Origin of the sequence: Mycobacterium sp. ACS1612 (assembly GCF_001667505.1) — a bacterium.
In the GTDB taxonomy this organism is placed as follows: Bacteria; Actinomycetota; Actinomycetes; order Mycobacteriales; family Mycobacteriaceae; genus Mycobacterium.
In genome coordinates, this window is the sequence record NZ_LZHZ01000007.1 from 63,256 (window position 1) to 89,838 (window position 26,583).

The 26,583-nt window shown below is 66.5% G+C and carries 24 protein-coding genes and 2 pseudogenes; 10 read left to right on the forward strand and 16 right to left on the reverse strand.

Going from position 1 to position 26,583, the window contains the following annotated elements; translation table 11 throughout:
* Positions 1-27: 27 nt before the first annotated feature.
* Positions 28-1,302 (forward strand): aminotransferase class I/II-fold pyridoxal phosphate-dependent enzyme, encoded by a 1,275-nt coding sequence (locus tag A5724_RS04405; RefSeq protein ID WP_067796798.1) that lies wholly within the window; start codon positions 28-30, stop codon positions 1,300-1,302.
* 39 nt (positions 1,303-1,341) lie between these two features.
* Positions 1,342-3,156, forward strand: coding sequence for a DNA polymerase III subunits gamma/tau (locus tag A5724_RS04410; protein ID WP_067796801.1), 1,815 nt, complete (start codon positions 1,342-1,344; stop codon positions 3,154-3,156).
* Positions 3,157-3,234: 78 nt separating this feature from the next.
* Here A5724_RS04410 and A5724_RS33580 read toward each other — a convergent pair whose 3' ends face one another.
* Complete coding sequence (locus A5724_RS33580; protein ID WP_156752125.1) at positions 3,235-3,525, reverse strand: hypothetical protein; 291 nt, start codon at positions 3,523-3,525, stop codon at positions 3,235-3,237.
* Between the two features lie 485 nt (positions 3,526-4,010).
* Between A5724_RS33580 and A5724_RS04420 the strand changes: the two genes are divergently transcribed.
* Positions 4,011-5,342 carry an MFS transporter gene (locus tag A5724_RS04420; protein ID WP_067796807.1) on the forward strand — a complete coding sequence of 444 codons (1,332 nt, stop codon included), beginning with the start codon at positions 4,011-4,013 and terminating at the stop codon, positions 5,340-5,342.
* A gap of 75 nt (positions 5,343-5,417) precedes the next feature.
* Here A5724_RS04420 and A5724_RS04425 read toward each other — a convergent pair.
* The 3 genes and pseudogenes from A5724_RS04425 to A5724_RS04435 form a co-directional block, all read right to left on the reverse strand.
* Positions 5,418-6,167 (reverse strand): annotated as a pseudogene (locus A5724_RS04425) (helix-turn-helix domain-containing protein).
* A 71-nt stretch (positions 6,168-6,238) separates the two neighbouring features.
* Entirely contained in the window at positions 6,239-7,549 is a 1,311-nt protein-coding gene (locus A5724_RS04430) for a class I SAM-dependent methyltransferase (protein WP_067796810.1), read from the reverse strand.
* Positions 7,546-8,937, reverse strand: a complete 1,392-nt coding sequence (locus tag A5724_RS04435; RefSeq protein WP_067796813.1) for an FAD-binding oxidoreductase — start codon at positions 8,935-8,937, stop codon at positions 7,546-7,548. The genes A5724_RS04430 and A5724_RS04435 overlap by 4 nt, the downstream gene beginning before the upstream one ends.
* 64 nt (positions 8,938-9,001) lie before the next feature.
* Here A5724_RS04435 and A5724_RS04440 point away from each other — a divergent pair, with 64 nt between their 5' ends.
* Positions 9,002-9,442: an SRPBCC family protein gene (locus A5724_RS04440; RefSeq protein ID WP_067796815.1), complete on the forward strand. Its 441-nt coding sequence runs from the start codon at positions 9,002-9,004 to the stop codon at positions 9,440-9,442.
* On the opposite strand, the gene A5724_RS04445 is transcribed toward A5724_RS04440, so the two are convergent.
* Positions 9,439-10,164, reverse strand: coding sequence for an Rv3717 family N-acetylmuramoyl-L-alanine amidase (locus A5724_RS04445; RefSeq protein ID WP_067796904.1), 726 nt, complete (start codon positions 10,162-10,164; stop codon positions 9,439-9,441). The two genes, A5724_RS04440 and A5724_RS04445, sit on opposite strands and share 4 nt — an antisense overlap.
* 146 nt (positions 10,165-10,310) lie before the next feature.
* On the opposite strand from A5724_RS04445, the gene A5724_RS04450 reads away from it, so the two are divergent.
* The 3 genes from A5724_RS04450 to A5724_RS04460 all read left to right on the forward strand — a co-directional run bounded on the left by A5724_RS04450 (position 10,311) and on the right by A5724_RS04460 (position 12,224).
* Positions 10,311-10,643 carry a YbaB/EbfC family nucleoid-associated protein gene (locus A5724_RS04450; RefSeq protein WP_067796818.1) on the forward strand — a complete coding sequence of 111 codons (333 nt, stop codon included), beginning with the start codon at positions 10,311-10,313 and terminating at the stop codon, positions 10,641-10,643.
* Positions 10,636-11,235 (forward strand): recombination mediator RecR, encoded by a 600-nt coding sequence (gene recR, locus A5724_RS04455; RefSeq protein ID WP_067796821.1) that lies wholly within the window; start codon positions 10,636-10,638, stop codon positions 11,233-11,235. Before A5724_RS04450 ends, recR begins: the two co-directional genes overlap by 8 nt.
* A gap of 140 nt (positions 11,236-11,375) precedes the next feature.
* Positions 11,376-12,224, forward strand: coding sequence for a hypothetical protein (locus A5724_RS04460; protein WP_067796824.1), 849 nt, complete (start codon positions 11,376-11,378; stop codon positions 12,222-12,224).
* A gap of 87 nt (positions 12,225-12,311) precedes the next feature.
* On the opposite strand, the gene A5724_RS04465 is transcribed toward A5724_RS04460, so the two are convergent.
* Both A5724_RS04465 and A5724_RS04470 read right to left on the reverse strand, forming a co-directional pair.
* Positions 12,312-13,028 (reverse strand): type 1 glutamine amidotransferase, encoded by a 717-nt coding sequence (locus A5724_RS04465; protein ID WP_067796832.1) that lies wholly within the window; start codon positions 13,026-13,028, stop codon positions 12,312-12,314.
* Positions 13,021-14,247, reverse strand: coding sequence for a Mur ligase family protein (locus A5724_RS04470; RefSeq protein ID WP_067796835.1), 1,227 nt, complete (start codon positions 14,245-14,247; stop codon positions 13,021-13,023). Before A5724_RS04470 ends, A5724_RS04465 begins: the two co-directional genes overlap by 8 nt.
* 52 nt (positions 14,248-14,299) lie before the next feature.
* On the opposite strand from A5724_RS04470, the gene A5724_RS04475 reads away from it, so the two are divergent.
* On the forward strand, positions 14,300-15,337 hold the full coding sequence (locus A5724_RS04475) for a DEDDh family exonuclease (RefSeq protein ID WP_067796839.1): 1,038 nt from the start codon (positions 14,300-14,302) through the stop codon (positions 15,335-15,337).
* Here the strand turns inward: A5724_RS04475 and A5724_RS04480 are convergent.
* A pseudogene (locus tag A5724_RS04480) lies at positions 15,334-16,001 on the reverse strand (cytochrome P450). The gene A5724_RS04475 and the pseudogene A5724_RS04480 overlap by 4 nt on opposite strands.
* A gap of 37 nt (positions 16,002-16,038) precedes the next feature.
* On the opposite strand from A5724_RS04480, the gene A5724_RS04485 reads away from it, so the two are divergent.
* Both A5724_RS04485 and A5724_RS04490 read left to right on the forward strand, forming a co-directional pair.
* Positions 16,039-16,488, forward strand: coding sequence for a VOC family protein (locus tag A5724_RS04485; protein ID WP_067796846.1), 450 nt, complete (start codon positions 16,039-16,041; stop codon positions 16,486-16,488).
* 44 nt (positions 16,489-16,532) lie between these two features.
* The gene (locus tag A5724_RS04490; protein ID WP_067796907.1) at positions 16,533-17,099 is read left to right on the forward strand and encodes a TetR/AcrR family transcriptional regulator; all 567 of its coding nucleotides are present in this window, start codon (positions 16,533-16,535) and stop codon (positions 17,097-17,099) included.
* Here A5724_RS04490 and leuA read toward each other — a convergent pair.
* The 8 genes from leuA to glnT form a co-directional block, all read right to left on the reverse strand.
* On the reverse strand, positions 17,096-18,913 hold the full coding sequence (gene leuA / locus A5724_RS04495) for a 2-isopropylmalate synthase (RefSeq protein ID WP_067796849.1): 1,818 nt from the start codon (positions 18,911-18,913) through the stop codon (positions 17,096-17,098). The two genes, A5724_RS04490 and leuA, sit on opposite strands and share 4 nt — an antisense overlap.
* 166 nt (positions 18,914-19,079) lie before the next feature.
* Entirely contained in the window at positions 19,080-20,198 is a 1,119-nt protein-coding gene (locus tag A5724_RS04500) for an alpha/beta hydrolase (RefSeq protein WP_067796852.1), read from the reverse strand.
* Positions 20,199-20,378: 180 nt separating this feature from the next.
* Positions 20,379-21,026 (reverse strand): XRE family transcriptional regulator, encoded by a 648-nt coding sequence (locus A5724_RS04505; protein ID WP_067796855.1) that lies wholly within the window; start codon positions 21,024-21,026, stop codon positions 20,379-20,381.
* An 11-nt stretch (positions 21,027-21,037) separates the two neighbouring features.
* Positions 21,038-22,222 (reverse strand): FAD-binding oxidoreductase, encoded by a 1,185-nt coding sequence (locus tag A5724_RS04510; protein WP_067796858.1) that lies wholly within the window; start codon positions 22,220-22,222, stop codon positions 21,038-21,040.
* Entirely contained in the window at positions 22,219-23,547 is a 1,329-nt protein-coding gene (locus A5724_RS04515; RefSeq protein ID WP_067796861.1) for an FMN-binding glutamate synthase family protein, read from the reverse strand. Before A5724_RS04515 ends, A5724_RS04510 begins: the two co-directional genes overlap by 4 nt.
* The gene (locus A5724_RS04520; protein ID WP_067796864.1) at positions 23,547-24,233 is read right to left on the reverse strand and encodes a protein glxC; all 687 of its coding nucleotides are present in this window, start codon (positions 24,231-24,233) and stop codon (positions 23,547-23,549) included. Before A5724_RS04520 ends, A5724_RS04515 begins: the two co-directional genes overlap by 1 nt.
* Entirely contained in the window at positions 24,221-25,093 is an 873-nt protein-coding gene (locus A5724_RS04525; protein ID WP_067796867.1) for a glutamine amidotransferase, read from the reverse strand. The genes A5724_RS04520 and A5724_RS04525 overlap by 13 nt, the downstream gene beginning before the upstream one ends.
* 17 nt (positions 25,094-25,110) lie before the next feature.
* Positions 25,111-26,412: a type III glutamate--ammonia ligase gene (gene glnT / locus A5724_RS04530; RefSeq protein ID WP_067796910.1), complete on the reverse strand. Its 1,302-nt coding sequence runs from the start codon at positions 26,410-26,412 to the stop codon at positions 25,111-25,113.
* Between the last annotated feature and the right edge of the window lie 171 nt (positions 26,413-26,583).

The window sequence follows — 26,583 nt, forward strand, 5'->3', positions numbered from 1 at the left end:
GCTCACGGCTTATCGGAAAGGCGCGCCGTGTCGTTTTTGTCTCTCGGCCGTGACGAACTGCGGGCCCAGCATGAGCTGCAGTCCCGCAATTACGCCGACCTGCAGGCCAAGCAGCTGAAGCTGGACCTGACCCGCGGCAAGCCGTCACCCGAGCAGCTCGATCTGTCCAACGCACTGCTGAGCCTGCCCGGTGACGACTTCCGTGACGGCGACGGCACCGACACCCGCAACTACGGCGGCCTGCACGGCCTGCCGGAACTGCGGGCCATCTTCGGCGAGCTGCTCGGCATCGGCGTGCCCAATCTGATCGCGGGCAACAACGCCAGCCTCGAGCTGATGCACGACGTGGTGACGTTCTCGATGCTGCACGGCGGCGTCGATTCGCCCCGACCGTGGCTGCAGGAGCCCGTCGTCAAGTTCCTGTGCCCGGCACCCGGCTACGACAGGCACTTCGCGATCACCGAGACCCTCGGCGTGGAGATGATCACCGTGCCGATGCGCGAGGACGGCCCGGACGTCGACCTGATCGAAGAGCTCGTCGCGTCCGATCCCGCGATCAAGGGCATGTGGTGCGTGCCCGTGTACTCCAACCCCACCGGTGCCACCTACTCCTGGGAGACCGTGCGTCGTCTCGTTCAAATGCGAACGGCAGCAAGCGATTTCCGGTTGATGTGGGACAACGCCTACCCGGTCCACACGTTGACGCACGACTTCGTCCAGCAGGTCGACGTGCTGGGGTTGGCCGAGGCTGCCGGCAACCCGAACCGGCCGCTGGTGTTCTCGTCGACGTCGAAGATCACGTTCGCCGGTGCGGGGGTCAGCTTCTTCGCGGGCTCGCTCGGCAACATCGCGTGGTACCTGCAGTACGCAGGCAAGAAGTCGATCGGCCCCGATAAGGTCAACCAGCTTCGCCACCTGCGGTTCTTCGGCGACGCCGACGGGGTGCGTCTACAGATGCAGCGTCACCAGGCGATTCTGGCGCCGAAATTCGCATTGGTGCAGGAGATCCTCGCCGACCGACTGGGGGAGTCGAAGGTCGCCTCCTGGACCGATCCCAAGGGCGGGTACTTCGTCAGCCTCGACGTGCTGCCCGGCACCGCGAAGCGCACCGTCGCGCTGGCCAAGGATGCGGGCATCGCCGTCACCGAGGCAGGCTCGGCGTTTCCGTATCGAAAAGACCCGGAGGACAAGAACATCCGGATCGCGCCGTCGTTCCCAGGGCTGCCTGAGCTGCGCGACGCAATCGACGGCCTGGCCACCTGTGCGCTGCTGTCGGCGACCGAGTCGCTTCTGAAGGACTGACGTGACCGGACGTCGGACCGCGCCGGTAGCCTGCTGAGCGTGGCGCTCTACCGGAAGTATCGACCGGCAACCTTCGCCGATGTGGTGGGCCAGGAGCACGTCACCGAGCCGCTGTGTACGGCGCTCGCGGCGGGCAGGATCAACCACGCCTACCTGTTCTCGGGGCCGAGGGGCTGCGGGAAGACGTCGTCGGCGCGCATCCTCGCCCGCTCGCTGAACTGCGTGCAGGGCCCAACGCCGACGCCGTGCGGGGTGTGCGACTCCTGTGTGGCGCTGGCCCCGAATGGGCCTGGCAACGTCGACGTCGTCGAACTCGACGCGGCCAGCCACGGCGGCGTCGACGACACTCGCGAGCTTCGCGACCGCGCCTTCTATGCACCCGCCCAGTCGCGCTACCGCATCTTCATCGTCGACGAAGCGCACATGGTCACCACGGCCGGCTTCAACGCGCTGCTGAAGATCGTCGAGGAGCCGCCGGACCATCTGATCTTCGTTTTCGCCACAACCGAACCGGAGAAGGTGCTGCCGACCATCCGGTCGCGCACCCACCACTACCCGTTCCGGCTGCTGGCGCCGCGAACCATGCGGTCGCTGCTGGAACGCATCTGCGCGGCCGAGGACGTCTCCGTCGACGATGCCGTGTACCCCTTGGTGATTCGGGCGGGCGGCGGATCGCCCCGCGACACGTTGTCGGTGCTCGACCAACTGCTCGCCGGTGCGGAAGGAAATCGCGTCGACTACCAGCGGGCGCTGGCGTTGCTCGGTGCCACGGACGTCGCACTGATCGACGTCGCGATCGACGCGTTGGCGGCGGGCGATGCCGCCGCGCTGTTCGGGGCGGTCGAAGCGGTGATCGACGCCGGGCACGACCCGCGCCGGTTCGCCACCGATCTGCTCGAGCGGTTCCGCGACCTGATCGTGCTGCAGTCGGTGCCGGACGCGATCGCGCGTGGCGTGGTCGACGGGCCCGAGGACGTGCTGGAGCGGATGCGCGAACAAGCCACCCGGATCGGCACCGCGACGTTGACCCGCTACGCCGAGGTGGTCCACGCCGGGCTCGGCGAGATGCGCGGCGCCACCGCGCCGCGGTTGCTGCTCGAGGTGGTGTGCGCGCGGCTGCTGCTGCCCTCGGCCAGCGACACCGAGGCGGCGCTGCTGCAGCGCGTCGAACGCATAGAAACCCGGCTGGACCTTTCGATCCCTGCCGGCGAGGCTGCCGCGTCACAGCCGCCCGCTCCGCAGAAGCAGTTCGCGCGCAAGAGCCAGACCCCGCCGCCTGCCCCCAAGGTCGAGGCGCCGGTTGCTCCGGCACCCAAGCCGGCGCCTGAACCGCCCGCGTCACCGCCTCCGGTGCGCCCGCCCTCGGACCCGGTCGTCGAAGCGCCGCCCACAGCTCCGGTCGGGGGTGAACTGAACGCCGCCTCGGTGCGCAGCATGTGGACGACGGTGCGCGAGAAGGTGCGCCAACGCAGCCGCACCATCGACGTGATGCTGGCGGGTGCCATCGTGCGCGCCGTCGAGGGCGACACCCTTGTGCTCAGTCACGAGTCCGCGCCGTTGGCAAAACGCCTTGTGGAGCAACGGAACTCCGACGTCATCCGCGATGCGCTCAAGGATGCGCTCGGCGTCGACTGGAAGATCCGCTGCGAGGTGGGGGCTGCGGCCCCTGGCGCTGCAGCGCCGGAACCCAACAGTGTGGCGGCCTCCGCGCCTCCGCCGCGCGACGACGACGAGGAGGACATGTTGGCCGAGGCCGGCAGCGACACCTCCGAGGTCGTGCGTCGGGACCCCGAGGAAGCCGCGCTGGAATTGCTGCAGTCCGAACTGGGCGCACGTCGCATCGACGAGCACTAGCCGCGGACACATCACCCTTGGTAGTCGGCGCGCGAGCGTCGGTCAGTTCGTGGCGTTGATGCGCTGACGCGTGGGCACTCAATCAGCGCTGCGGCCCGTTTCCGCGATCGTATAGACGGTTGCCGGCGTGTTGGTCGACGGTAGCGAGGGCATGACGGCGGCGTCGACGTAGTTCGGGTCGACGATCGGTGGCAGATCGGCGGCCGGTCCGGCCAACCGCACACTGTCGCGACTGAACGGCTGTATCGCCGATACCGCGATCACGTATGTCGTTGATCGACTCAGCTTTCGGCAAGCGGTGTCCGGCGCTGTTCCGCGAAGGATGGCGTGCCAGAACGGCTGCGTCAGCGTGCAGCACCATTTCGCCATCGATGCCCGTGTTCCTCGTCACTGAATGCACGGTCTGCATGGGCGTTGGCAGAAGTTGCCCGAGTGTGACGAGCGCGAGTTGCCGGTATGTCTGGTCCGTATTCGCACCGCGTGGATTTTCGCGTTAATATGACTTACATGAAATATGTCACCGCGCGCCGCCACCGGGTGACCACACGCGCCGTCCCGACGGCGCCAACCGCCGCGACCACATCGGGTTCGCCGGTCATCGCCGGAGCGATCGTTGGTTACGAATAGTTCTCTCGCTCTTGGTTTTAACGCCGATGCGGTGACGGGTACTCGGCTCGTACGGCGGGGACGACTCGACGTGCGCTAGCTCGCGCAGATTCAACTCGCACATCTTCCAGCGGCGGCACATCCTGCTGACGCGCTGGAAGGGGCTTATCGATCTGACTCCCTGAGCGGTTTCCGGCGGTCCGGAGAGCCCAATCATTTCCTTCCCACCAATTCTGAAGGGGCACGCCATGTCCGCCGTATCCGAGAGCGGCGTCACTCGCCCGGCCAACTCATTTCAACGAGTAGAAAGTCGCGCCACCCGCAAGGCGACGATCATCGCCTTCTTCGCCTGGCTTTTCGCAGCCTTCGACTTCATCATGTTCGGCACGTTGCTGCCGCAGATCTCGGCCAGTTTCGGCTGGGACAAGGCGACGGCGTCTCTGGTCTCCACGCTCGTCTCGGTCACCACCGCAGTCGTCGCGCTGGCCGCCGGGCCGATCACCGACCGGATCGGGCGCCGCAAAGGGATGATCCTCACCGTCTCGGGCACCGCGGTGGCATCGGCCCTCTCATCGGCGACGATGAATGCCGCCTACCTCATCGGGGTCCGGTCCCTCGGTGGTTTCGGTCTAGCCGAGCAAGCCGTCAACGCCACCTATCTAAGCGAGATCTACGCGGTCACCGACGACGAGAAGATCAAGCGGCGTCGCGGCCTGATCTACAGTCTGGTGCAGGGCGCCTTCCCCCTCGGTGTACTCCTGGCCGCAGCTTGGATCGCAATCTTCCTACCGGTGCTCGGCTGGCGGGGCTGCTTCCTGCTCGCGGTGTTCCCCGCCGTGCTCATCGCATTTATGCGGCGGGGGCTGCGCGAGAGCCCGCAGTTCGAGCTGGAACTGCAACTGCGCAGGCTGCGCAAGCAGGGGCGGGCTGCCGAGGCCGCTGAGCTGGCATGCTCCTACGGCGTCGACCAGCGGCCCGCCGCTCCGCTGGCGGCGATCTTCCGGGGCCAGGCGTTACGTAACACCCTGGTGCTCGGTGCCGCGTGGTTCATCAACTCGGCCGGCATGCAACTGTTTTCCGTGCTGGGCACCACGGTGCTCACCGAGGGTAAGAAGGTCAGCTTCGCCAATTCGCTGGTGCTGCTCATCGTCGCGAACGCCGTGGGTTACCTCGGCTACCTGGCGCACGGCTTCCTCGGTGACCGGCTGGGCCGCCGCAACGTGATCGCCGTCGGTTGGATCATCTCGGGGATTCTGTTCGCCCTGATGCTGACGGTGGCTCAAGGCATGATCAGCGTGGTCATTCTTTACTCGCTCGGATTGTTCTTCTTGATCGGCCCATACGCCGCCATGCTGTTGTACATGGGCGAGTGCTACGACACCGCCTGCCGCGCCACGGGCACCGGGTTCCTCAACGCGCTGTCCCAACCGGGGTCGATCGTGACCGGAGCAATCGTCACGGCGATGCTTGCGAAAGGCTCGACGTGGGCACACGCCGCGCTTCTAGTCGGCGCGGTCGGCACCTTCGTCTCCGGATTCGTCGTGTTCGCTGCCCGCAAGGCAGAGGTCCTGCAGGGCTGAGCGCCAAAGCCGACTCCGATGATGCACCAGTCGTAGGTGGTTTGCAGGCTCTCCCGACAGCCCCGATGTGCTGTCCTAGTGTCCTGCGCCGGGAATCCGTTGAAGATATGAGTTGAGGCGTTCGAGGATCTCGTCTGCAGTTTTGGTCCAGACGAAGGGCTGTTGGTTGTCGTTCCAGGCTGCGATCCAGTCGCGAATGTCTTTCTCCAGGGCCTGTATTGAGCGGTGTGCACCGCGGCGCAGTTTCTTGTCGGTCAGCAGGCCGAACCACCGCTCGACCTGATTGAGCCACGATGAGTACGTCGGGGTGAAGTGCATGTGGAAACGCGTATGAGAGGCAAGCCATTTCGCTACCACCGGTGATTTGTGGGTGGTGTAGTTGTCGTCGAGCTTGGCCAAGAACTTCTTGAACTCCGCTGCCCGATGCCGACGACGGATCGAACCGTAGACCTGGCCAGTCGCGAAGTCCAGGGCGGCGAACAAGGTGGTGATGCCGTGACGGATGTAGTCGTGGGTGCGACGTTCGGGTAGCCCGGGCATCGTCGGCAGTACCGGCGCGGAACGATCGAGCGCTTGGATCTGGGACTGTGCGTGGCGCACCTGGACGAGGTTCATCGGTCAACCCGTCGAGCCGCTTATCGACGAACCGTTGCCGCCACTTACAGACCATCTGCGGCGAAACGCCCAACTCCTCGGCAACCTGCTTATTGGCATTTCCTGCCGCACAACCCAATACGATCCGACATCGCTGCGCCAAGGCCTGCGACGACTTCGCCGCCGAGCCCACCGCTGCAACGTCTCGAATTCGTCGTCGGTCAGCGCCAACTCGACAGCCGGCCTACCCTACGCGCCACCAATCAGTCTACAATTAATCGCACTATTTACGGCGCAGGACACTAGGGTGTCCACCACGGCCGCAGCGGCAGCCCGCCGTCGCGGCCATGCGAGTCCAGCTTGACCGCCAGAACCTGGTGCAGCTGAACGACATTGGTCTCGAAGCCCACCCGCGAGCCTGCCATGTACAGGCCCCACACCTTCGCGGTGGGCAGCCCGACCTCTTCGACGGCCTCGTCCCAGTGCTCGACGAGGTTGCGGCACCAGTCGCGCAGCGTCAGCGCGTAGTGGTGGCGCAGGTTCTCCTCGTGGATCACCTCGAGGCCGACGTCCTGCGCCTCGGTGATGATGCGGCCAGAGCCCGTCAGCTCACCGTCGGGGAACACGTAGCGGTCGATGAACCCGCCTGCGCTCGGCGCGCTCCTGTTGTCCGGCCGGGTGATGCAGTGGTTGAGCAACAGCCCGCCGGTGCGCAGCTTCGACTTGAGGAACCGGAAGTACGACGGATAGTTGTGCACGCCAATGTGTTCCGTCAGACCGATCGACGAGACCGCATCGAAACCGGACTCCCGCACGTCGCGGTAGTCGCTGTGCCGCACCTCGGCGAGGTCGGACAACCCCTGCTCGGCGATGGCCTGCTGCGCCCACGCGGCTTGTTGTTGTGACAGCGTGACGCCGATGGCCTTCACACCCTGTCGTGCCGCGTAACGCACCATGCCGCCCCAGCCGCAGCCGACGTCGAGCAGTCGGTCGCCCGGTTTCAGCCGCAGCTTGTCGAACACCAACCGGTACTTGTTCTCCTGCGCCTCCTCCAGCGTCGCATCCGGGGTCGGGTAACACGCGCAGGTGTACGTCATCGAGGGGCCAAGAACCCACTCGTAGAACGTGTTTGACACGTCGTAGTGATGATGTATTGCCTCGGCATCACGAATCCGACTGTGCCGCAAGCCTTCTGCCATGCGACGCCAGCGCGGCAGCGCTTCTTGCGGCGGTGGCGCGATCGGCTTCAGATGCTCGAAGCCGATCGAGCGGATGATATTCGGCAGCAGCCGCGCCGGTGGCAGCTTGAAGTCCATCTTGTCGGCGAGCGCCTTCAGCAGCTCGTAGGGATCGCCGGGGTGCACACCGAGAGGCTCAAGGTCACCCGAGACGTACGCACGCGCCAGGCCGAGATCGCCGGGGGCAGTGGCCAGGTAGGTGGTGCCGCGCGGTGTCTTCAGATCAAGGCCGACGGGCGCATCCGCAGGCCCGGCCGTGCTTCCGTCGTACGCGGTGAACTTCAGCGGAAGTTGCCCAGCCGCGAAGATCTCCAGGATCTCGGCCAGCGTCAGCTTTCTCGCTGGCGCGTGGGTGTGCTCTTTGAATGTCGTCATCGTCTTTGCACCGCCTTCGCATACAGGTCTAGCAGCCGTGAGTCAGGGTCGTACGTCTTCTTGACGGTCTTGTAAGCCTCTCCGCCGTACAGTTCGTCAAACTCATCATGGGAGTAATACGCATCCGAATACAGCGATTTGTGACCTTCAAGACTGCTCACCTTGCGTTCGATCAGCCTGTTCGTGTATCCCTCGGTCGGCCCGACCGGTACCGACGACCAGAAGCCGACGTTGACGTAGGTGTGGTGCGGGCGAAGCGGATACAGCGGCCAACCGCCCTCGTCGCGCAGGCGCAGCGGGCACAGCCACACCGGTTCGATGGGCACATTGGCCAGGAACCAGTCGAGGAATTCGGCGGTGCGCTCGATCGGCACCTCGATGTCCTGCACGACCCGCTCACGAGGTGGCCTGCCGTTGCGCTTCTCGATGCGGTCGGCGATGTTGAACCGCTGGTCGTAGCCGATCAGCTTCCAATAGAAGCTGCTGCGCCGGTAGCGCCGCGGCCACAGTCGCCGGATCTGCGGGTTCTGCGCGCCGAATGCCCGTGAGCACCAGAACCAGTCGGTGTCCCACCGCCACAGGTAGTCGTGGATGGTGAGGCGGTCGTGCTTCTCGGCTCCCTCTGCATTTGAGTGGTGCTGGATGGACCGGTAGTAGATCTGCTGACCGGTGTAGTCGCTTACGGGGCCTGGCGTCGCGGTCTGGAAGCCCAGCGTCAGGTAACTCTCGGTGGCGCTGAACACCACGCCGTCGAGGTAGTCGACCGGGGTGCCGTCGTGGCCGCCGGTCTCGATGATGCGGTCCATGGCCGCCACCAGGTCGTCGATCGAGTGAAACCTCAGATGCCGCAATGCCACAAAGGGTCGCACCGTCTCCAGCTCGATCTTCAACCGAACCGAATAACCCAGCGTCCCATAGGAATTGGGGAAAGCCCGGAACAGATCGGCGTGCTGCTCTTGCGACGCGGTGAGCACCTCGCCTGAGCCGGTGAGGATGTCCATCTCGAGCACGGATTCGTGCGGCAGGCCGTTGCGGAACGAGGCCGATTCGATCCCGAGCCCGGTGACCGCCCCGCCCAGGGTGATGGTTTTCAGCTGCGGCACCACCAGCGGCGAGAGGCCGTAGGGCAGGGTGGCCGCGACGAGGTCTTGGTAGGTGCACATGCCCGCGACGTCGGCGGTGCGCGCCTCGGGGTCGACGGCGATGACCCCGGTCAGCCCCGAGGTGTCCAGCCCCTTGGCGGTGGTTTTCGCGCGGGCGCGGAAAAGGTTCGACGTGGGTTTGGCGAGTCGCACGGTGGCGCTCGGCGGGATCTCTCGATAGCTGGCGAGCAGCCGTTGCACACCCGCAGCGTGCGCAGCCTGTGCGTCGCTCCCCTCAACTGACACAGATATACGCTAGTCCGCGGTCGCAGCCGATGCGACCGCACCGAGAGGACAGGAGAGCTATCTCATGGGTCAGGTGAGCGCGTCCAGCACCGTCTTGATTGACGCCGCACCGGAGGTGGTGCTGGCGGCGGTGGCGGATTACGCGACCGTGCGCCCGAAGATCCTGTCGTCGCACTACAGCGATTACCAGGTGCTCGAGGGCGGCCAGGGCGCGGGCACCGTCGCCAGCTGGAAGCTGCAGGCCACCAAGTCGCGGGTGCGTGACGTCAAGGCCAACGTCGACGTGGCGGGCCACACCGTGATCGAGAAGGACGCGAACTCGTCGATGATCACCAACTGGACCGTCGCCCCGGCCGGTTCCGGCTCGTCGGTGACTGTCAAGACGTCGTGGCAGGGCGCGGGCGGCATCGGCGGCTTCTTCGAGAAGACGTTCGCGCCGCTGGGACTGCGCAAGATCCAGGACGAAGTGCTGGCGAACCTGAAAGCCCAAGTCGAGAAGGGCTAGCTGGCCCGGGGCGGCTGGGTGCCAAGGAAGCCCGCGATGCCGCGCACGACGGCCTCGGCGTACTTCTGCCTGCCCTCGGGCGTCTTCATCAGCCCGGAGTCGACGGGATTCTTCATGTTGCCCAGTTCGACCAGGATCGACGGGTACTGAGCCAGGTTGAGGCCCGCGATGTCGGAGCGGGGGTCCAGGCCGTTCGAGCCGGTGTAGGTCGACGGCACGAACCCTGACGCCGCGAGTTGGTCGCGCATGGTCCTGGCGAATTGCACCGCCGGGCCCGCCTGCATCTGGTTCAGCGGCGGCGACGAGTAGAGCACGTGGAAGCCGCGGCCGGTGGGCGGGCCGCCGTCGCCGTGGATGCTGACGATGGCGTTGGGATGCAGCGCGTTGGCCATCGCGGCGCGTTCGTCGACGCAGGGGCCGAGGCCCGTGTCGTTGCCACGGGACATCGCGGTGCGCACGCCGAGCGCCGTCAACTCCTGCCGGATGCGCAGCGTGGTGTCCCAGGTGAAGGTGTGCTCGGGATAGCCGTCGTCGGTCGACGTTCCGCTCTCCTGACAGTTCTTGGTGCCGCCCCGGCCGGTCGGCACCTGCCTGCTGATGGAGGCGTCGTTGGCGCCGTTGTGGCCGGGGTCGAGGAACACGATCATCCCGGCGATGTTGGCAGGGGCGGCGGAGGCGGGGCTGGCGAGTGTCGACGCGGCGACAAGCAGAGCGGTGGCCATCGCGGCGCCGACACGCAGGCAGGCTGTGACGTGCACGGCGCCACGGTAACGGCACGGCCGACTAGGCTGAAAGGCCGAACCGCCGCTTGTGGATGAGCGCAACCAAGTCGAGACCCATCTGCAACTAACACGCAAGGGGACCAGTCATGCAACCCGGAGGCACGCCCGACATGTCGGCACTCCTCGCGCAGGCGCAGCAGGTGCAGCAGCAGCTGATGGAGGCGCAGGAGGCGCTGGCCAATGCCGAGGTGCACGGTCAGGCCGGCGGCGGACTGGTGCAGGTCACGATGAAGGGCAGCGGTGAGGTGGTGGCCCTGTCGATCGACCCGAAGGTCGTCGACCCGTCCGACGTCGAGACGCTGCAGGACCTCGTCGTCGGCGCGATCGCCGATGCCGCCAAGCAGGTCACCATCCTGGCCCACGACCGGCTCGGACCGCTCGCAGGCGGGATGGGCGGTTTGGGATTGCCAGGTGTTTGAGGGCCCCGTCCAGGATCTGATCGACGAGCTCGGCAAGCTGCCAGGCATCGGGCCGAAGAGCGCGCAGCGGATCGCGTTTCACCTGTTGTCGGTCGAGCCGCCTGACATCGACCGGCTGACCGCCGTGCTGAACAGGGTGCGCGACGGCGTGAAGTTCTGCGCGGAGTGCGGCAACGTCTCCGACGAAGACCGGTGCCGCATCTGTAGTGATCCTCGCCGCGACGAGTCGCTTGTCTGCGTGGTCGAGGAGCCGAAAGACGTGCAGGCCGTGGAGCGCACGCGTGAGTTCCGCGGCCGCTACCACGTGTTGGGTGGGGCCCTGGATCCGCTGTCCGGCATTGGGCCAGAACAACTTCGGATTCGTCAGCTGTTGAACCGGCTTGGCGAGTCGGACATCTCCGAGGTGATCATCGCGACGGATCCGAACACCGAGGGCGAAGCGACCGCGACGTATCTGGTGCGGATGCTGCGCGATATCCCGGGGTTGACGGTGACGCGCATCGCGTCGGGCCTGCCAATGGGCGGCGACCTGGAATTCGCCGACGAGTTGACGCTTGGCCGGGCGCTGGCTGGCCGCCGCGCAATGGCCTGAGGGCGCGTTCCGTTTTGGCTTCCGGCTCCGGTTTCGGTTTCGGTTTCGCCGGAATGCACCTTTTGTTCGGCTTTTCTCGAACTTCCTCTACAAAACGTGCGTTTCGGCTCGATGTCGGTGTCCGCTGACACCATTCGGCCATGGGGGAAGTCTTCATCGGTGCCGAAGCTATCACTGCTGGACGGGTGACAAGGCATGAGTTACGACGTTGGTATCGACCGCTCTACCGGGGGATCTACGGACCTGCGCGTGTCGCGCCATCTGTCCGCGACAGAGCGACAGCGGCGTGGCTCGCGTCGCAACGCCGCGGTGTGATTGCCGGCATAGTCGCATCCGCATTACATGGAGCCCAGTGGGTTGACGACGACGTACCGATCGAACTGATTGGAAGTCATGCTCGCACGCAGACAGGCCTGATCGTGCGTGACGAGGCGCTGGACACTGACGAGGTGACGTGGGTTGGCAAGTTGCCTGTGACCACTCGGGTACGGACCGCATTCGACCTGGGCCGACTTCTGCCTCGCGACGAAGCGGTGGCGCGCCTCGATGCACTAATGCATTCACAGGTCTTCTCGAGCGAAGACGTCCTTCTACTGGCCAAGCGTCGTCGCGGTGCACGGGGACTCAAGGCGCTCAGGACCGTGCTGCCGCTTGTCGACGGCGGTTCCGCGTCGCCGCGAGAGTCGTGGCTCCGGTTGCTCTACATAGACGCTGGATTGCCAAGGCCGACAACTCAAATCCCCATCGTCGAAGGCCGCGGACGACTTGTCCGGATGGCGGACCTGGGTTGGGAAGAGTTCATGACTGTGTCCGAGTACGACGGTGGACTCCACCAAACCAACCGCGGAAAATACGTCAACGACATCCGAAGTTTGCGAAAGGCAAGGGAACTCGGGTGGATTGTCGATCAGGTGGTCAAGGAGGACCGGGAGGAAGACATCGTCAAGCGTGCTTGGAGAGCGCTGACGAGTCGCGGATGGAAACCCTAGGCACGGCGTGTTGACGCAACCGCGAAATGCACCTTTTGCACAGCCATTCTCGAATTTTCGCTACAAAAGGTGCATTTCGGCGCGGAACTAGACGCGGCGTGGGGCGGCCAGGCGTTCGCGGCGCAACTGCGTTACCTCGTCGATCTCCAGCGGCGCCAACTCGCCGACCACCTTCGCCAACAAGTAGTCGGCCAACTGCGGATTGCGCGCCAGGCACGGCCCGTGCAGATACGTCGCGACCACACTGCCCTGGACCGCACCGTCGAAGCCGTCGCCGTCGCGGTTGCCCGCCCCGCTGATCACCTTCGCCAGCGGCTGCGCTTCAGCGCCCAAAACCGTTCCACCGCGGTGGTTTTCGAACCCGGTGAGCCGCTCGGACAAACCGGGCAGCACCGGCTGCGACACCACCTCGCCGATGGTCCGCTGCTGCTGTGGCGACGTCGTCACGTCCAACAGGCCCACCCCGTCGACCCGCTCACCCGACGACGTCTCGTACCAGTGCCCCAGCACCTGGATCGCCGCGCAGATCGCCAGCACCGGCGCGCCGCGCCCGACCGCCCGTTGTAAACCGGGATAGCGGATCAAGTGCTTGGTCGCCAGCCGTTGCGCGTAGTCCTCGGCGCCACCGAGCGTATACAGATCCAACTCCGACGGCACCGGATCCGCCAGCGTGATTTCCACGATCTCCGCGTCAAAACCGCGCAGCCGCAACCGTTGCCGCAACACCACCGAGTTGCCGCCGTCGCCGTATGTGCCCATCACATCGGGCAGCACCAGCCCTATCCGCACCGTCGATTCAGCCACGCGACAGCGCCCGATTCAGTTGCAGGAACGCGGTGTAGTTCGCGACCACCTCGACATGCCCTGGCGGACAGGATCGAATCGCCTCGATCGCGTCGTGCACCAACGTGTGTTCGACCCCCGCGTATCCCAACCGCACCGCCAGGTCGGTGCCGCGTTCACCCGCCGCCACCACCGGCTTGTTCACGAAGTGCTCGAAGTCGACGTCCCACAGCCACGACAGATCCTCGCCGTCGGGCACCTGACCGTTCACCGAGATCACCACCGATCCGGCGTCGGTGTCGACCATCGACAAGGCCTCCTGCCAACCAGCGGGGTTCTTGGCCAACAACATTCGCACGGTGTGCGCACCGAGTCGCAGCGTGCGGTACCGGCCCGCCACCTCGTCGACGCTTGACACCGCCGCGACCGCCGCCGCCGGATCCGCGCCCAGCGCCACCGCCGCCGCCACGGCCTGTGTGGCGTTGCCGCGGTTCACATTCCCCGGCAGCTTCAACGTCATCGGCAGTGAAAGTCCGTCCGGCCCATGGATACTCGTGTCGTCGTACCACCACTGCGGAGTGGGTCGCTTGAAATCGGTTCCCGTCGAATACCAGTGGCTGCCGTCGCGGACGATGATCTCGCCCGACCGCGGGCAGCTCACCGAATCGTTGGCCCACCCGCCGCCCGCGGCCACCCACACCACATGCGGGCTGTCGTAGGCCGCCGACGTCATCAGCACGTCGTCGCAGTTGGCCACCACCACCGTCGACGGATGGCGCGCCAACCCGCCGCGCAGTGTCCGCTCGATGTGGTTGATCTCACCAACACGGTCCAACTGGTCGCGCGACAAATTCAGCAGCACGATCACCGCCGGATCGACCGCGTCGGCCACGTGCGGCACATGCATCTCGTCGACCTCGAGCGCCGCCAATGCCGCCGACCGCGACCCCGCAAGCGCTGCCACCAGTCCTGCGTCCATATTGGCGCCCTCTGCGTTGGTGGCCACCGGACCCAATGTGCGCAGCGCAGCCGCCGTCATCCGAGTGGTGGTCGATTTGCCGTTGGTCCCGGTGATGACGGCCGTGCGACGGCCCTCGCCGAGCTGACGAAGCAGGGATTTGTCCAGCGCAAGGGCCACCAGGCCGCCGATCATCGCGCCCGCGCCGCGGCCGGTGACGCGTGACGCCCAGCGTGCGCCTGCCCCGGCCGCGAGTGCGACACGTCCACGAGTGGTGACCATCCCCCGGCAGTCTAAAAGGGCAGTAGCAGGTAGCCGACACGCGCTCCCAGCGATGCGGGCCTTCAACGGAATTGTCGGCCCCCCGTGCCATCCTCGAAATGTGAGCCAAACCTGGGGTCGGCCGGCAACCGACACCGGCGCGGGGTGGGCCGTCGTCGACGTCGAGACCTCGGGTTTCCGCCCCGGACAGGCCCGCGTCGTCAGCATCGCTGCGCTCGCCCTCGGCGACGACGGCAACGTCGAGCAAAGCCTGTACACGCTGCTCAACCCCGGCCTCGACCCCGGTCCGACGCACGTGCACGGGCTCACCGCCGACATGCTCGACGGTCAGCCCTGCTTCGGTGACGTGGTCGGCGACCTCATCGACCTGTTGCGGGGCCGGACGTTGGTGGCCCACAACGTCGGCTTCGACTACGCCTTCCTCGCCGCCGAGGCCGAACTCGTCGGCGCCCAACTGCCCGTCGACACCGTGATGTGCACGGTCGAACTCGCCCGCCGCCTCGATCTCGGCACCGAGAACCTGCAATTGGGGACACTGGCCGCGCACTGGGGCGTGTCGCAGATGAAACCGCACGACGCGCTCGACGACGCGATGGTGCTGGCCCAGATCCTCAAGCCGGTGCTGGTCCGCGCCAGGGAGCGCAGGGTCTGGCTGCCGGTGCGGTCGGTGGAGCGCAGGCAGTGGCCCAACGGGCAGGTCACCCACGACGAGTTGCGGCCGCTGAAGTTGCTCGCGTCGCGGCTGCCGTGCCCGTACGTCAACCCGGGCCGGTTCGTCGCGGGCCGCCCGCTGGTACAGGGCATGCGGGTCGCGTTGTCCGCCGAGGTCGATCGCACGCACGAAGAACTGATCGAGCGCATCGTGCACGCCGGGCTGTCATACACCGACAACGTCGACCCCGAGACCTCGCTGGTGATCTGCAACGCGGCCGAACCCGTGCACGGCAAGGGCTATCAGGCCATCGAACTCGGCGTGCCGTTGGTCAGCGACGCTGATTTCATGCGGTTACTCGACGGCGTCGTCGGCGGCATCAGCATCGAGGAGTTCACCGACACCACGCTGGCCGGCGAGCAGTTCGCGCTCTTTTAACTCGTCAGCGGCGCGCCCGGCGTGAACGTGACCGGCAGCCGGCCCAGCCCCGTCATGCTCGGATTGCCCGAGTAGTGGTGCACGCCGCCGACATCCACCCGGTAATCCGGAATTCTGTCGAGCACCGCCTTCACCATCACCTGGACATCACCCGCGCCAGCGGGGCGCCGATGCAGCGGTGCTGGCCGAGCCCGAATGCCACGTGATGATTGGGAGCCCGGTCCAGCACCATTTCGTCGGCGCGCTCGAACTCCCTGGCGTCGCGGTTGGCCGAGAACCAACTGATGATCACCTGATCGTTGCGCCGAAGATGTTGTCCGCCAAGGGTTGTGTCGCGACTGACGGTGCGGCTCAGCGCCAGATGGTACGGGCCGTCGACTTCGCCGATGCCCAGTGGCGGTTGGCCTTCGGGGCGCGGAATACCCATCTCGCCTTGATAATTCACACCATCCGGCGCGTCGCGTTCGTACTTGTGAGCGAAGGTCTCGCCGTCGCGCGCCACCTGTTCGACCGCGTCGTAACTGCAGACGTACCAGAAGCCGCCGTACTTCTCGTTCCACGCCACCGGGCACCGGTTGCGCAGATCGGCGTTGATCTCCAACTCCTCGCGGCTGAACGCTTCGGAATGGTGATCGAATTCGACGGCTACGTTGGTGCGGCCCATCGGGCTATCTTTGCATCAACAGCAAGGGAAGGTTGTAATGTCAAGCCATCGAACCGTTTTCAATCACGTCGGATTGTGCGTCGCCGATCGCGAGCGATCGCGCCGGTTCTACGAGGGGCTGCTCGGCTTCCAGTTCTGGTGGGACATCGAGCTGCCTGACGAGGGGACGGCCAAGCTGCTTCGACTCGACGGCCCGATTGGCGTGCATGCCACGTACCTGGTTCGCGACGGCTTCGTGCTCGAGTTGATCGACTACTCGAAGCGGGACGTGCACACCAGCCAGCGCGCCATGGACGACGTCGGGCTGACCCACATCTCCTTATCGGTGTCCGACCTGCCCGCGGTGCTGGCCAAGGTCGACGACTTCGGCGGCTCCGTGGTCAAGGAGACGGTCACCGACCGGTTCGCGATGATCAGCGACCCGGACGGCCAGCTGATCGAACTGCTTCCCGATACGTGGCTGGCGAACCTGCCACCACGTCCGTAGCCACCTTTGCCTTCACTACGACCGTAGTGGTACTGTCGGCCTCGATGCCTCCAAACCCCGAACGACGGACGCAGATGCTCGACACCGCAATCGACATCCTGTGCGACGACGGTGTCGGCGGTCTGACGCATCGCCAGGTGGACAGTCGCGCGGGCGTACCTGCGGGCACCACCTCGAACTACTTCAGGACCCGCCAGGCGCTGCTGGAAGCGACGGCCCAGCGGACGGTCGACCTGCATTGGCAGCGGGTGGCGGTGATGCAGTCGGCGGTCGGCCCGCTATCCCGAGATGCGTTGAAAGCATTGCTCGTCCGCATGCTCGACCCGGATGAGCAGATGCGTCGGTTCACGCTGGCGCGGTATGAACTGTTCATGGAAAGCACGCGGCGCGAAGAGCTTCGGCCGTTGATGAAAGAACTGCAGGCGGCCGCGGTGAAGACGGCGACACTCATCATCGAGGCCGCCGGCTTCACCCCGACGCCGCAGCGGATGGATCAACTCAGCAGACTGCTCAACGGCTTTGTGTTCAGCAATCTCACCGTTGCGCCCGAACCGGGCACGCTTGATGCCGCCGATCTTGTGGACCGACTGCTGAGCGCCTTCCTGGATTAGCGGCTAGCCCGGTTGACCGCCGAGACCACCGCGCGAAGCGATGCTGTGGTGATCGACGTCGCGATGCCGACGCCCCACACGGTCTTGCCGCCGATGGACGCCTCGACGTACGCCGCGGCCTGCGCCTCCTCGCCCGCCGACAGGGCATGCTCGGAGTAGTCGAGCACCGAGGCGTGGAAGCCGATCGCGCCGAGCGCGTCGACGAACGCGGCGAGCGGACCGTTGCCCGCGCCGACGATCTCACGTTCGACACCGTCGACCTTGACCACGGCCTCGATGGTGTCCGTCCCGCCGTCGACCTCGGCGGCGGTGACCTTCTGCCGGATGCGCTCCAGCGGCCGGATCGGTGCCAGGTACTCCTCGGCGAAGACGTCCCACATTTCCTTCGGGGAAACCTCGCCGCCCTCGCCGTCGGTGATCTTCTGGATCGCCTGGCTGAACTCGATCTGCAACCGCCGCGGCAGCGCCAGACCGTGGTCGGCCTTCATGATGTACGCCACGCCGCCCTTGCCGGACTGTGAATTCACCCGGATCACAGCCTCGTAGGTGCGGCCGACGTCCTTCGGGTCGATCGGCAGATACGGCACCTGCCAGAGGATGTCGTCCATATCGGCGTCCTGTGCGTCCGCCGACACCTTCATCGCATCCAGGCCCTTGTTGATCGCGTCCTGGTGGCTGCCCGAGAAGGCGGTGTAGACCAGATCGCCGCCGTACGGGTGGCGCTCGTGCACCGGCAGTTGGTTGCAGTACTCGACGGTGCGACGGATTTCGTCGATGTTGGAGAAGTCGATCTGCGGGTCGACGCCGCGGGAGAACAGGTTCAGCCCCAGCGTCACCAGGCATACGTTGCCGGTGCGCTCACCGTTGCCGAACAGGCATCCCTCGATGCGGTCGGCGCCGGCCTGGTAGCCCAATTCCGCTGCGGCGACGGCGGTTCCGCGGTCGTTGTGCGGATGTAGGCTCAGGATGATCGAGTCCCGCGGGCTCAGGTGCCGGTGCATCCACTCGATCGAATCGGCGTACACGTTGGGCGTCGCCATCTCGACGGTGGCGGGCAGGTTGACGATCAGCGGCACGTCCGGGGTGGGCGCGATGATCTCCGCGACCGCGTTGCACACCTCGACGGCGTACTCGAGTTCGGTGCCGGTGTAGGACTCCGGCGAGTACTCGTAGCGCCACAGCGTGCCCGGGTACTTCTTGGCTTCCTCGACGCACATCCGCGCGCCGTCGGTGGCGATCTTCTTGACGGCCTCGCGGTCGGCGCGGAACACCACCCGCCGCTGGAGGATCGACGTGGAATTGTAGAAGTGCACGATCGCGCGCGGCGCACCCTCGCACGCCTCGAACGTCCGCTCGATCAACTCGGGCCGGCACTGCGTCAGCACCTGGATGGTGACGTCGTCGGGGATGGCGCCGTCGGTGATGATCTCGCGGACGAAGTCGAAATCGGTCTGGCTGGCCGACGGGAAGCCGACTTCGATCTCCTTGTAGCCCATGCGGACCAGCAGGTCGAACATGCGGCGCTTGCGCGCTGGGCTCATCGGGTCGATCAGGGCCTGGTTGCCGTCGCGCAGGTCCACCGCACACCACATGGGCGCGCGGTCGACGACCTTGTCCGGCCAGGTGCGATCCGGCAGCGTGACGAACTCGACTTCCTCGGCGAAGCTGCGGTACCGGTTGACCGGCATGGATGTGGTGCGCTGGGTGTTCCAGGCGGGTTGGCCGGGGTTGGCGGGGCCTGCCGGTTTGTTGATGCTGCGTACCGACGTGAATGCGTCAGGCGAATCAGGCGTGGGTTTCGAGAAGGTGGTCACGATGGTTGCTCCGGGAGTTCTGGACGGGACTCGACCGGCGCGTCGCGAACACCCGCGACGGGAAGCCGGTCTTGATCAGACCCCGTCGCGGCTGCCGAGAAGGAGCACCCGCTGCACGCGACCACTGTAGCAAGTGGAACTGGCAGCCCAAAACCCCAGGTCGTGATCAGACCGCGACGCTTGACCTGCTTTCGAGGTGGCGGGCGTGCACGTCGGCGAGGAAGCCGCCGACCTCGACTGCGCAGCGCCGCGCCAGGGCCGTGTCGACCAGGTCGAACGCGTGCCCTGCCCGCGGGATCTCGCAGAACTTCACCGCGTTCTTTGACACCGCCTCCAACTCCGCGTGGAACTCGCGTGCCTCGTCAACCGGGATGATGGCGTCCTGGTTGCCGTGGATCAGCAGGAACGGCGGCGCGTCCTCGTGGATGCGGGCAAGCGGCGACGCTGCGGCATAAATCTCGGGATGCCGAGAAGCGCTGCGGCCCACCACAACTCGTTCGAGGAAGCTTTGGAAGCTAGGATGGGTCGCATTCGACCGGCACTGCCAGTCGTAGCGGCCGTAGATGCCGACCACCGCGTCCACCGAGGTGTCGGCATCGTCGTCGAGTTCTCCGCGGAAAGCCGGATCGCCGGGGGTCAGCCCCGCCAGGGCCGCCAAATGACCGCCCGCCGAACAACCGGCGATCGTCACGAAGTTCCTGTCGCCGCCGAACCGATCGACGTTCGCGCGGGCCCACGCGATCGCGGCGTTCACATCGGCGATGTGCCGCGGCCAGCGGTGCACCGGCGACACCCGGTAGTCCATCGTCAGGCACACCCAGCCCTGTTTGACCAGATACGACAGCAGGGTGTGACCCTGCAGCACCCTGGTGCCCTGCACCCACGCACCGCCAGGCACGAACAACAGCACCGGAGCATCAGGGGGCAGATCGGGGCGACGCCACACGTCGAGCAGTTGGGCGGGGTGAGCGCCGTACTGCACCGAACCGCGGTACAGGCAGCGTTGCCGCTGCGCGCGGAACAGCAGGTACGGCGGCATCTTGGTGCCGCGCTGCGTCGCCACCACGGTCTGCGCTTCGTCCTCGGGCGCCCCGGGCACAGAGGGGTTGACGTCGAACCGGCGGGTGACGGCGCCGCGGATGGCGGCGGGCGCGTAGTGACTGCCCCAGAGCGCCATTGCGGTGAGCCCGGCGAACGGCTGCAGGTGCTTGCCGACGACGGGCAGCGAAGAGTACAGCCGCGTCGACGCCAGAACGACGTCGACGGGATGCAGCGACCGGATCATTGGGCCGGGTCCGCTTCGGATCGGCCGGAGCACGACTCGCAAACCGACTCGTCCAGGCCGAATGCGCCACAGGTGGGGCAGATGAACTCGAGCATGTGCGCCGCCTTCCGGTCCGAGCGCCGTCTGGCTGCGGCGTGCGCTTTTGGTACCCGGCTACCGGCGAAGCCAAACGCCGGGCGCTCAGACCTGCGAGTCCGGGAAAGCGATCACCGACAGGAAACGGATGGGTACTTCGACCAGGTCGACGGGGCCGTGCGCGCCTTCACCGTCGAACTGCAGAGAATCGCCGGGGTGCAGCCGATAGACGGACCTGCTGTGGCTGTACTCCATCACCCCTTCGAGCATGAAGATGAACTCGGTGCCGGGATGCTGAAACAGCGGATAGGTCTTGCTCTTCTCCGACAGCGTGACGTGCAGGCATTCGAGCCGTTTGTGTTCGCCCCGTAGCGATCCCAGCAGTTGGTACTCGTGGCCCTCTTTGGTGCCGTTGCGCACGATCCGCGCGCCGGTGCCCGCCTTGACGAACGCGGCGGGGCGCTCGACGTCCGCGCCGCGGAACAGCGAGGTGACCGGCACGTCGAAACCCTTGGCCAGCAAGGCCAGTGTGCTCAAACTGCACGACGTCTGCGCGTTCTCGATCTTCGACATCATCGCTTTGGAGATGCCAACGCGGACAGCCATTTCCGCGACCGTGAGACCCTGCTGCTGTCGCAGTTGCCGGACGTTGCGAGCGATCGCGGCCTCGATCTCCAGTTCTTCGGCCGGCTCATGAGGATCGCGGTCGCGGGCGGTGCCCGACGTGTTGCGCAGCAGCGGGATGTCAGTCACGGCTGTCCTGTCTAGCGCATCTGGCCCGCGCCGACGTACGGATACGGCGACTTCAACGGGTCGTCCTCGGCGAACCGGGCCAACCGGAAATCGGCGTGCGGGATGCGGGGGTCGCTGCTGTGTCCGTCGACGACGAGGTCGGCGATCAACCGGCCCACCGCGGGCGCGATCTTGAACCCGTGGCCGCTGAACCCCGCTGCGACGACGAGGCCGTCGAGACCGGTGCCGGAGATCACCGGGTTCCAGTCCGGCGTGACGTCGTAGCATCCGGCGTAGCTGCTGCTGATGGCCGCGTCGGTGAAGCCGGGGAAACGGGTGCCCACCTTGTCGACGGTGAGGTCGACGAACGCGTCGGTGGCGCGATTGAGGTAGTTGTCGGGATCGGCCTCTTCGACGTCGGACAGGTCGCTGTTGCCGAACAGGATGTCGCCGCCGACCTCCGGGCGGACGTACTGCAGTGAGACCAGGTCGGAAAACACCGGAACGGCGCCCAACTCGATGCCGGGCGCGATCGTGACGATCTGCTCACGCACCACCCGGATCGGCACGTCGATTCCGTACGGCGCGAGGAGCGGTCGGGTCCAGACTCCGGTCGCGACAACGACGGTGCCCGCTGAGATCTCGGTGCCGTCGGCAAGGCGGACAGCGGTGACGCGGTCGCCGTCGACGAGGAGGTCGGTGACAGTGGCTCCCTGCCGGATCCGGACGCCCGCCGCCCGCGCTGCGGTCGCGAACGCCTGCGCAGTCATGTACGCGTCGCCATAGCCGCCGCGCGCCTCCCAGGCGAACGCCTCGAACGGCGACAGGTCGGCAAACGGCCACAAACGGCCGACCTCGGACCGATCGATCTCCTCGGTCTGCACACCGACGGCACGTTGGGCGGCAAGGCTTTTGCGCAGCGATTCGACGTTCGGCTCGCCGACGCCGACGACATACCCGGTTTGCCGGAAGCCGATGTCGGTGCCGAAGATATCGGCGGCCTGCTCGAACACCTCCAGTCCGACGCTGGCCATCGCGGCCAGCGACGTGACCCCGTAGTGGCAACGGACGATCCCGCTGGATTTGCCCGTCATTCCGGAGGCGACGGTATTGCGTTCAGCCACAACGACATCGGTGACGCCGCGCTGACTCAGTGCCCATGCGGCCGCCGCACCTTCGATGCCACCGCCGACGATGACGACGTCTGCGGTGCTCATGTGCCAGGAATCCACGAAGTTCCCGCCAACGGCACCCGGGCCATCGCCGCGGCCTCGATGGTCACCGCGACAAGGTCTTCCGGTTCCAGGTGACACACGTGTGCCTTACCGCATGCGCGTGCGATGGTCTGGGCTTCCATGGTGAGCACCCGCAGGTAGTTGGCCAGCCTGCGACCGCCTTCGACCGGGTCGAACCGCGCGGCGAGTTCCGGGTCCTGGGTGCTGATCCCGGCGGGGTCCTTGCCGTCCTGGAAGTCGTCGTAGAAACCCGCCGCGCTGCCGAGCTTCTCGTATTCGGCGGCGTAGCGAGGATGGTTGTCGCCCAACGCGATCAGAGCTGCGGTGCCGATGGCCACGGCGTCGGCGCCCAGCGCCAGCGCCTTGGCCACGTCGGCACCGGTGCGGATCCCGCCTGACACGATCAGTTGCACACCCTTTTGTCCCGTCGCTCCGGTCCTGTGCACCCCCAGTTCCGCCAGCGCCTGCACCGCCTGCGGTACCGCTGCCAGCGTCGGGATGCCGACGTGCTCGATGAACACCTCCTGCGTGGCGGCGGTGCCACCCTGCATGCCGTCGACCACCACCACATCGGCGCCCGCGTGCACGGCCAACTTGACGTCGTAGTACGTCCTGGTGGCGCCGACCTTGACGTAGATCGGCTTCTCCCAGTCGGTGATCTCACGCAGTTCGTTGATTTTGATGGTCAGGTCGTCGGGTCCGGTCCAGTCGGGATGCCGGCATGCCGAGCGTTGGTCGATGCCCTCCGGCAACGTGCGCATACCCGCGACGCGCTCGGAGATCTTCTGGCCGAGCAGCATTCCGCCGCCACCGGGTTTGGCGCCCTGTCCGAGTACCACCTCGATCGCATCGGCCTTGCGCAGATCGTCGGGGTTCATCCCGTACCGCGACGGAAGGTACTGGTAGACAAGGTACTTGCTCTGCCCACACTCCTCGGGGGTCATGCCGCCGTCGCCGGTGGTGGTCGACGTGCCGACCTCGCTGGCACCCCGGCCCAGCGCCTCCTTGGCGGGCCCGGACAGCGCACCGAACGACATGCCCGCGATGGTCACCGGAATGTCGAGGTGCAGAGGGTGTTTGGCGAACCGGTCGCCGAGCACCACGTCGGTGCCGCACCGCTCACGGTAGCCCTCCAGCGGATACCGCGACATCGACGCGCCGAGGAAGAGCAGATCGTCGAAGTGCGGCAGCGGGCGTTTGGCGCCCCAGCCGCGGATGTCGTAGACACCCGTCTCAGCGGCGCGCTGGATGGCGGCGATCGTCGGACGGTCGAAGGTGGCGGATTCGCGCAGTTCCCAGTTGGTCATCAGTAACTCGAGGCGTTGTCGACGTGGAAGTGGTAGAGGTTTCGGGCCGACCCGTAGCGGGTGTAGGCGGCGGTGTCGTCCCCCTCGAAACCCGCGCATTTGAGCAGGTATTCGAGCTCCTTGTGGTGTTCGGGCCCCATCTCCTTGGCCATGCAGTCGGCACCGAGCGAGGCGACGTCGCCGCGGACATAGAGCCGGGCCTCATAGATCGAGTCGCCGAGCGCCTCACCGGCATCGCCGCGGATCACCAGTCGACCGGCCTGCGCCATGAACGCGCTCATGTGGCCGACGTCGCCGCCGACGACGATGTCGACGCCCTTCATCGAGATACCGCATCGGGCCGCGGCATTGCCCTCGACCACGAGCAGCCCGCCGTGGGCGGTGGCGCCTGCCGACTGCGATGCATTGCCCTTGACCCAGACCGTGCCGCTCATCATGTTCTCCGCGACACCGGTGCCCGCGTTGCCGTCGATGGTGATCTCGGCCCGTTGGTTCATCCCCGCGGCGTAGTAGCCGACGTGGCCCTCGACGGTCACCTTCACCGGCGCGTCGACGCCGACCGCGACGTTGTGGGCGCCGTCGGGATGGGCGATGACGAACTCACCGGAGAGATCCGGCGCGTGCAGTGCCGAATTGACCTCGCGCAGCGCAACGGTGCGCAGGTCATAGCGCACTAGCGTGTCCATGCGTAGATCACCTCCGGTTCCGGCTCCCAGATCTTGGCGTTCTCGACGCCGGGAAGCCCTGCCAGCGCGCGGTATTCGCTGCCCATCGCCACCCAGTCGGCGGTCTCGGCGATCACCGCGGGTTTGCAGGCGATCGCGTCGCGAACCACCGCGAACGAGTCACGGTTCGACACCAGCAGCGTGTAGAAGCCGTCGAATGTCGAACACAGTTCCTTGAGCGCGGTTTCGACGTCACGGCCGTCGGACAATTGCTTGGCGATGAAGCGCGCACCCACTTCGGTGTCGTTCTCGCTGTCGAATTGCACACCGGCAGCGCGCAGGTAGCGGCGGATCGTGGCATGGTTGGCGAACGAGCCGTTGTGCACCATGCACTGCTCGGGTCCGACCGCGTACGGGTGACAGCCCGCGGGCGTGACCGCCGATTCGGTCGCCATCCTGGTGTGTCCGACGCCTTGCCACCCCTGCGCTGCGGTCAACCCCCACGCGTCGGTGAGCGCGCGCGGATGCCCAACTCCCTTGAGCACGGCCATGTCTGCGCCGAAGCCCGCGATCAACGCACGCGGATAAGCCGTCTTGATCGCCTCGAGCAGTACCCCCGCCGGGGCCTCCCCGGTGACCAGATGCGTCTCACCAACCCGGTGCACGGCGACGCCGTAGCCGATCGCCTCGGGCGTCGGGATGGCCTCCAGCACCGAGACGCAGCTGCGCTCCGGCGGACAGAGAAGCGGATCGCCGTACACCGCGACACCCGCCGAATCGCTGCCGCGGTCGCCCATTTCGCACAACATCCCGGTCAGCAGTTCCCCCAGCCGGGGATACAACTCCGGGGTGCGCAGGTGCAACCCGACGATGCCACACATGACCTGTCTCCTTTGACTCAGAATGCGGCGAGGTAGTTCTCGATCTCCCACGGCGTCACTGCGCCGTGGTAGGCGAAGAACTCCTCGCGCTTGAGGTTGCCGAAATACCGTGCGACGCCCTCGCCGACGGCGTCGAGCACACCGGCGACCACGGGGTCGCTTTCGAACTCGTCGACCGCGTGCAACAGGGTCGGCGGCAGCGGTGAACGGTCCTGCCCGCCGATGGCGCCAGGGTCGGCGCTGCGCTTGATCCCGTCGATGCCCGCCCCCAACGCGGCAGCGATCGCCAGGTAGGGGTTGGCGCTGCCGTCGCTGCCGCGCAATTCGATGCGCGCGGAGTCGGGTACCCGGATGTAGTGCGTGCGGTCGTTGCCGCCGTAGGTCGGCGTCCGCGGCGCCCACGACGCCCCGGAAGCTGTGGTCGTGGCACCGGTTCGCTTGTAGGAGTTGACGGTTGGCGCCACCACGGCCTGCAATGCGCTGGCGTGTTCGAGGATGCCGCCGATGAACGCATATGCGGTGTCGGACAGCCCCAGTCCGCGGGAGTCGTCGTCGGCAGGGAAGACGGGAGTGCCTGCGCTGGTCAGCGACAGGTGCAGGTGAAGACCGCTGCCGGTCTTCTCGGCGAACGGTTTCGGCATGAAGGTGGCGACCATGTCGCGTTCGGCGGCGATCATCGACAGCAGGTAACGCAGGGTGACCACCCGGTCGGCCGTGGTGAGCGCGTCGGCGTATTCGAAGTTCTGCTCGAACTGGCCATTGCCGTCCTCGTGGTCGTTGGCGTAGTTCGACCAGCCGAGCGTGTTCATCGCCGCCGAGATCGCGGTCAGATGGTCGTACATCCTGGTGACGCCGCGGGCGTCGTAGCACGGCTGTGCGGCGGTGTCAGCGGCGTCGGCCACCGACAGGGTGCCATCGCCGTTGCGGCGCAGCAGAAAGTATTCGACTTCCGCGCCGACCCACGGCTCGAATCCTGCGTCGGCGGTCTGCTGGATCAGCGCCTTGAGGATGACGCGCGGCGCGTACGGCCACGGCGCGCCGGTGACGTGCGGATCACAGTGCACGATGGCCAGGCCGTCCTTGATGAACGGAATCGGCGTGAACGACGCGGGATCCGGAATCGCCATCATGTCGGGGTCTTTGGGCTCCTGGCCCATGGCGCCGACGGCGTATCCGGCGAAGCCGACACCTTCGGTTGCGAGGAGGTCGACGGCCTCGACCGGAACGAGCTTGGCGCACGGCTTGCCTCGCAGGTCGACGAACAGCGCAAGGATGAACTTAGTTCCTGACTGTTCGGCCAGGGTGGCGAGCTCGGACATGCTTTTCCAATCCATGGTTCGAGAGGGCCGGGGGGGGGGGGGGGGGGGGGGGGGGGCGGGCCCGGGGGGGGGGGGGGGGGGGGGGGGGGGGGGGGGGGGGGGGGGGGGGGGGGGGGGGGGGGCGCCGGCGGGGCGGGGGGGGGGGGGGGGGGGGGGGGGGGGGGGGGGGGG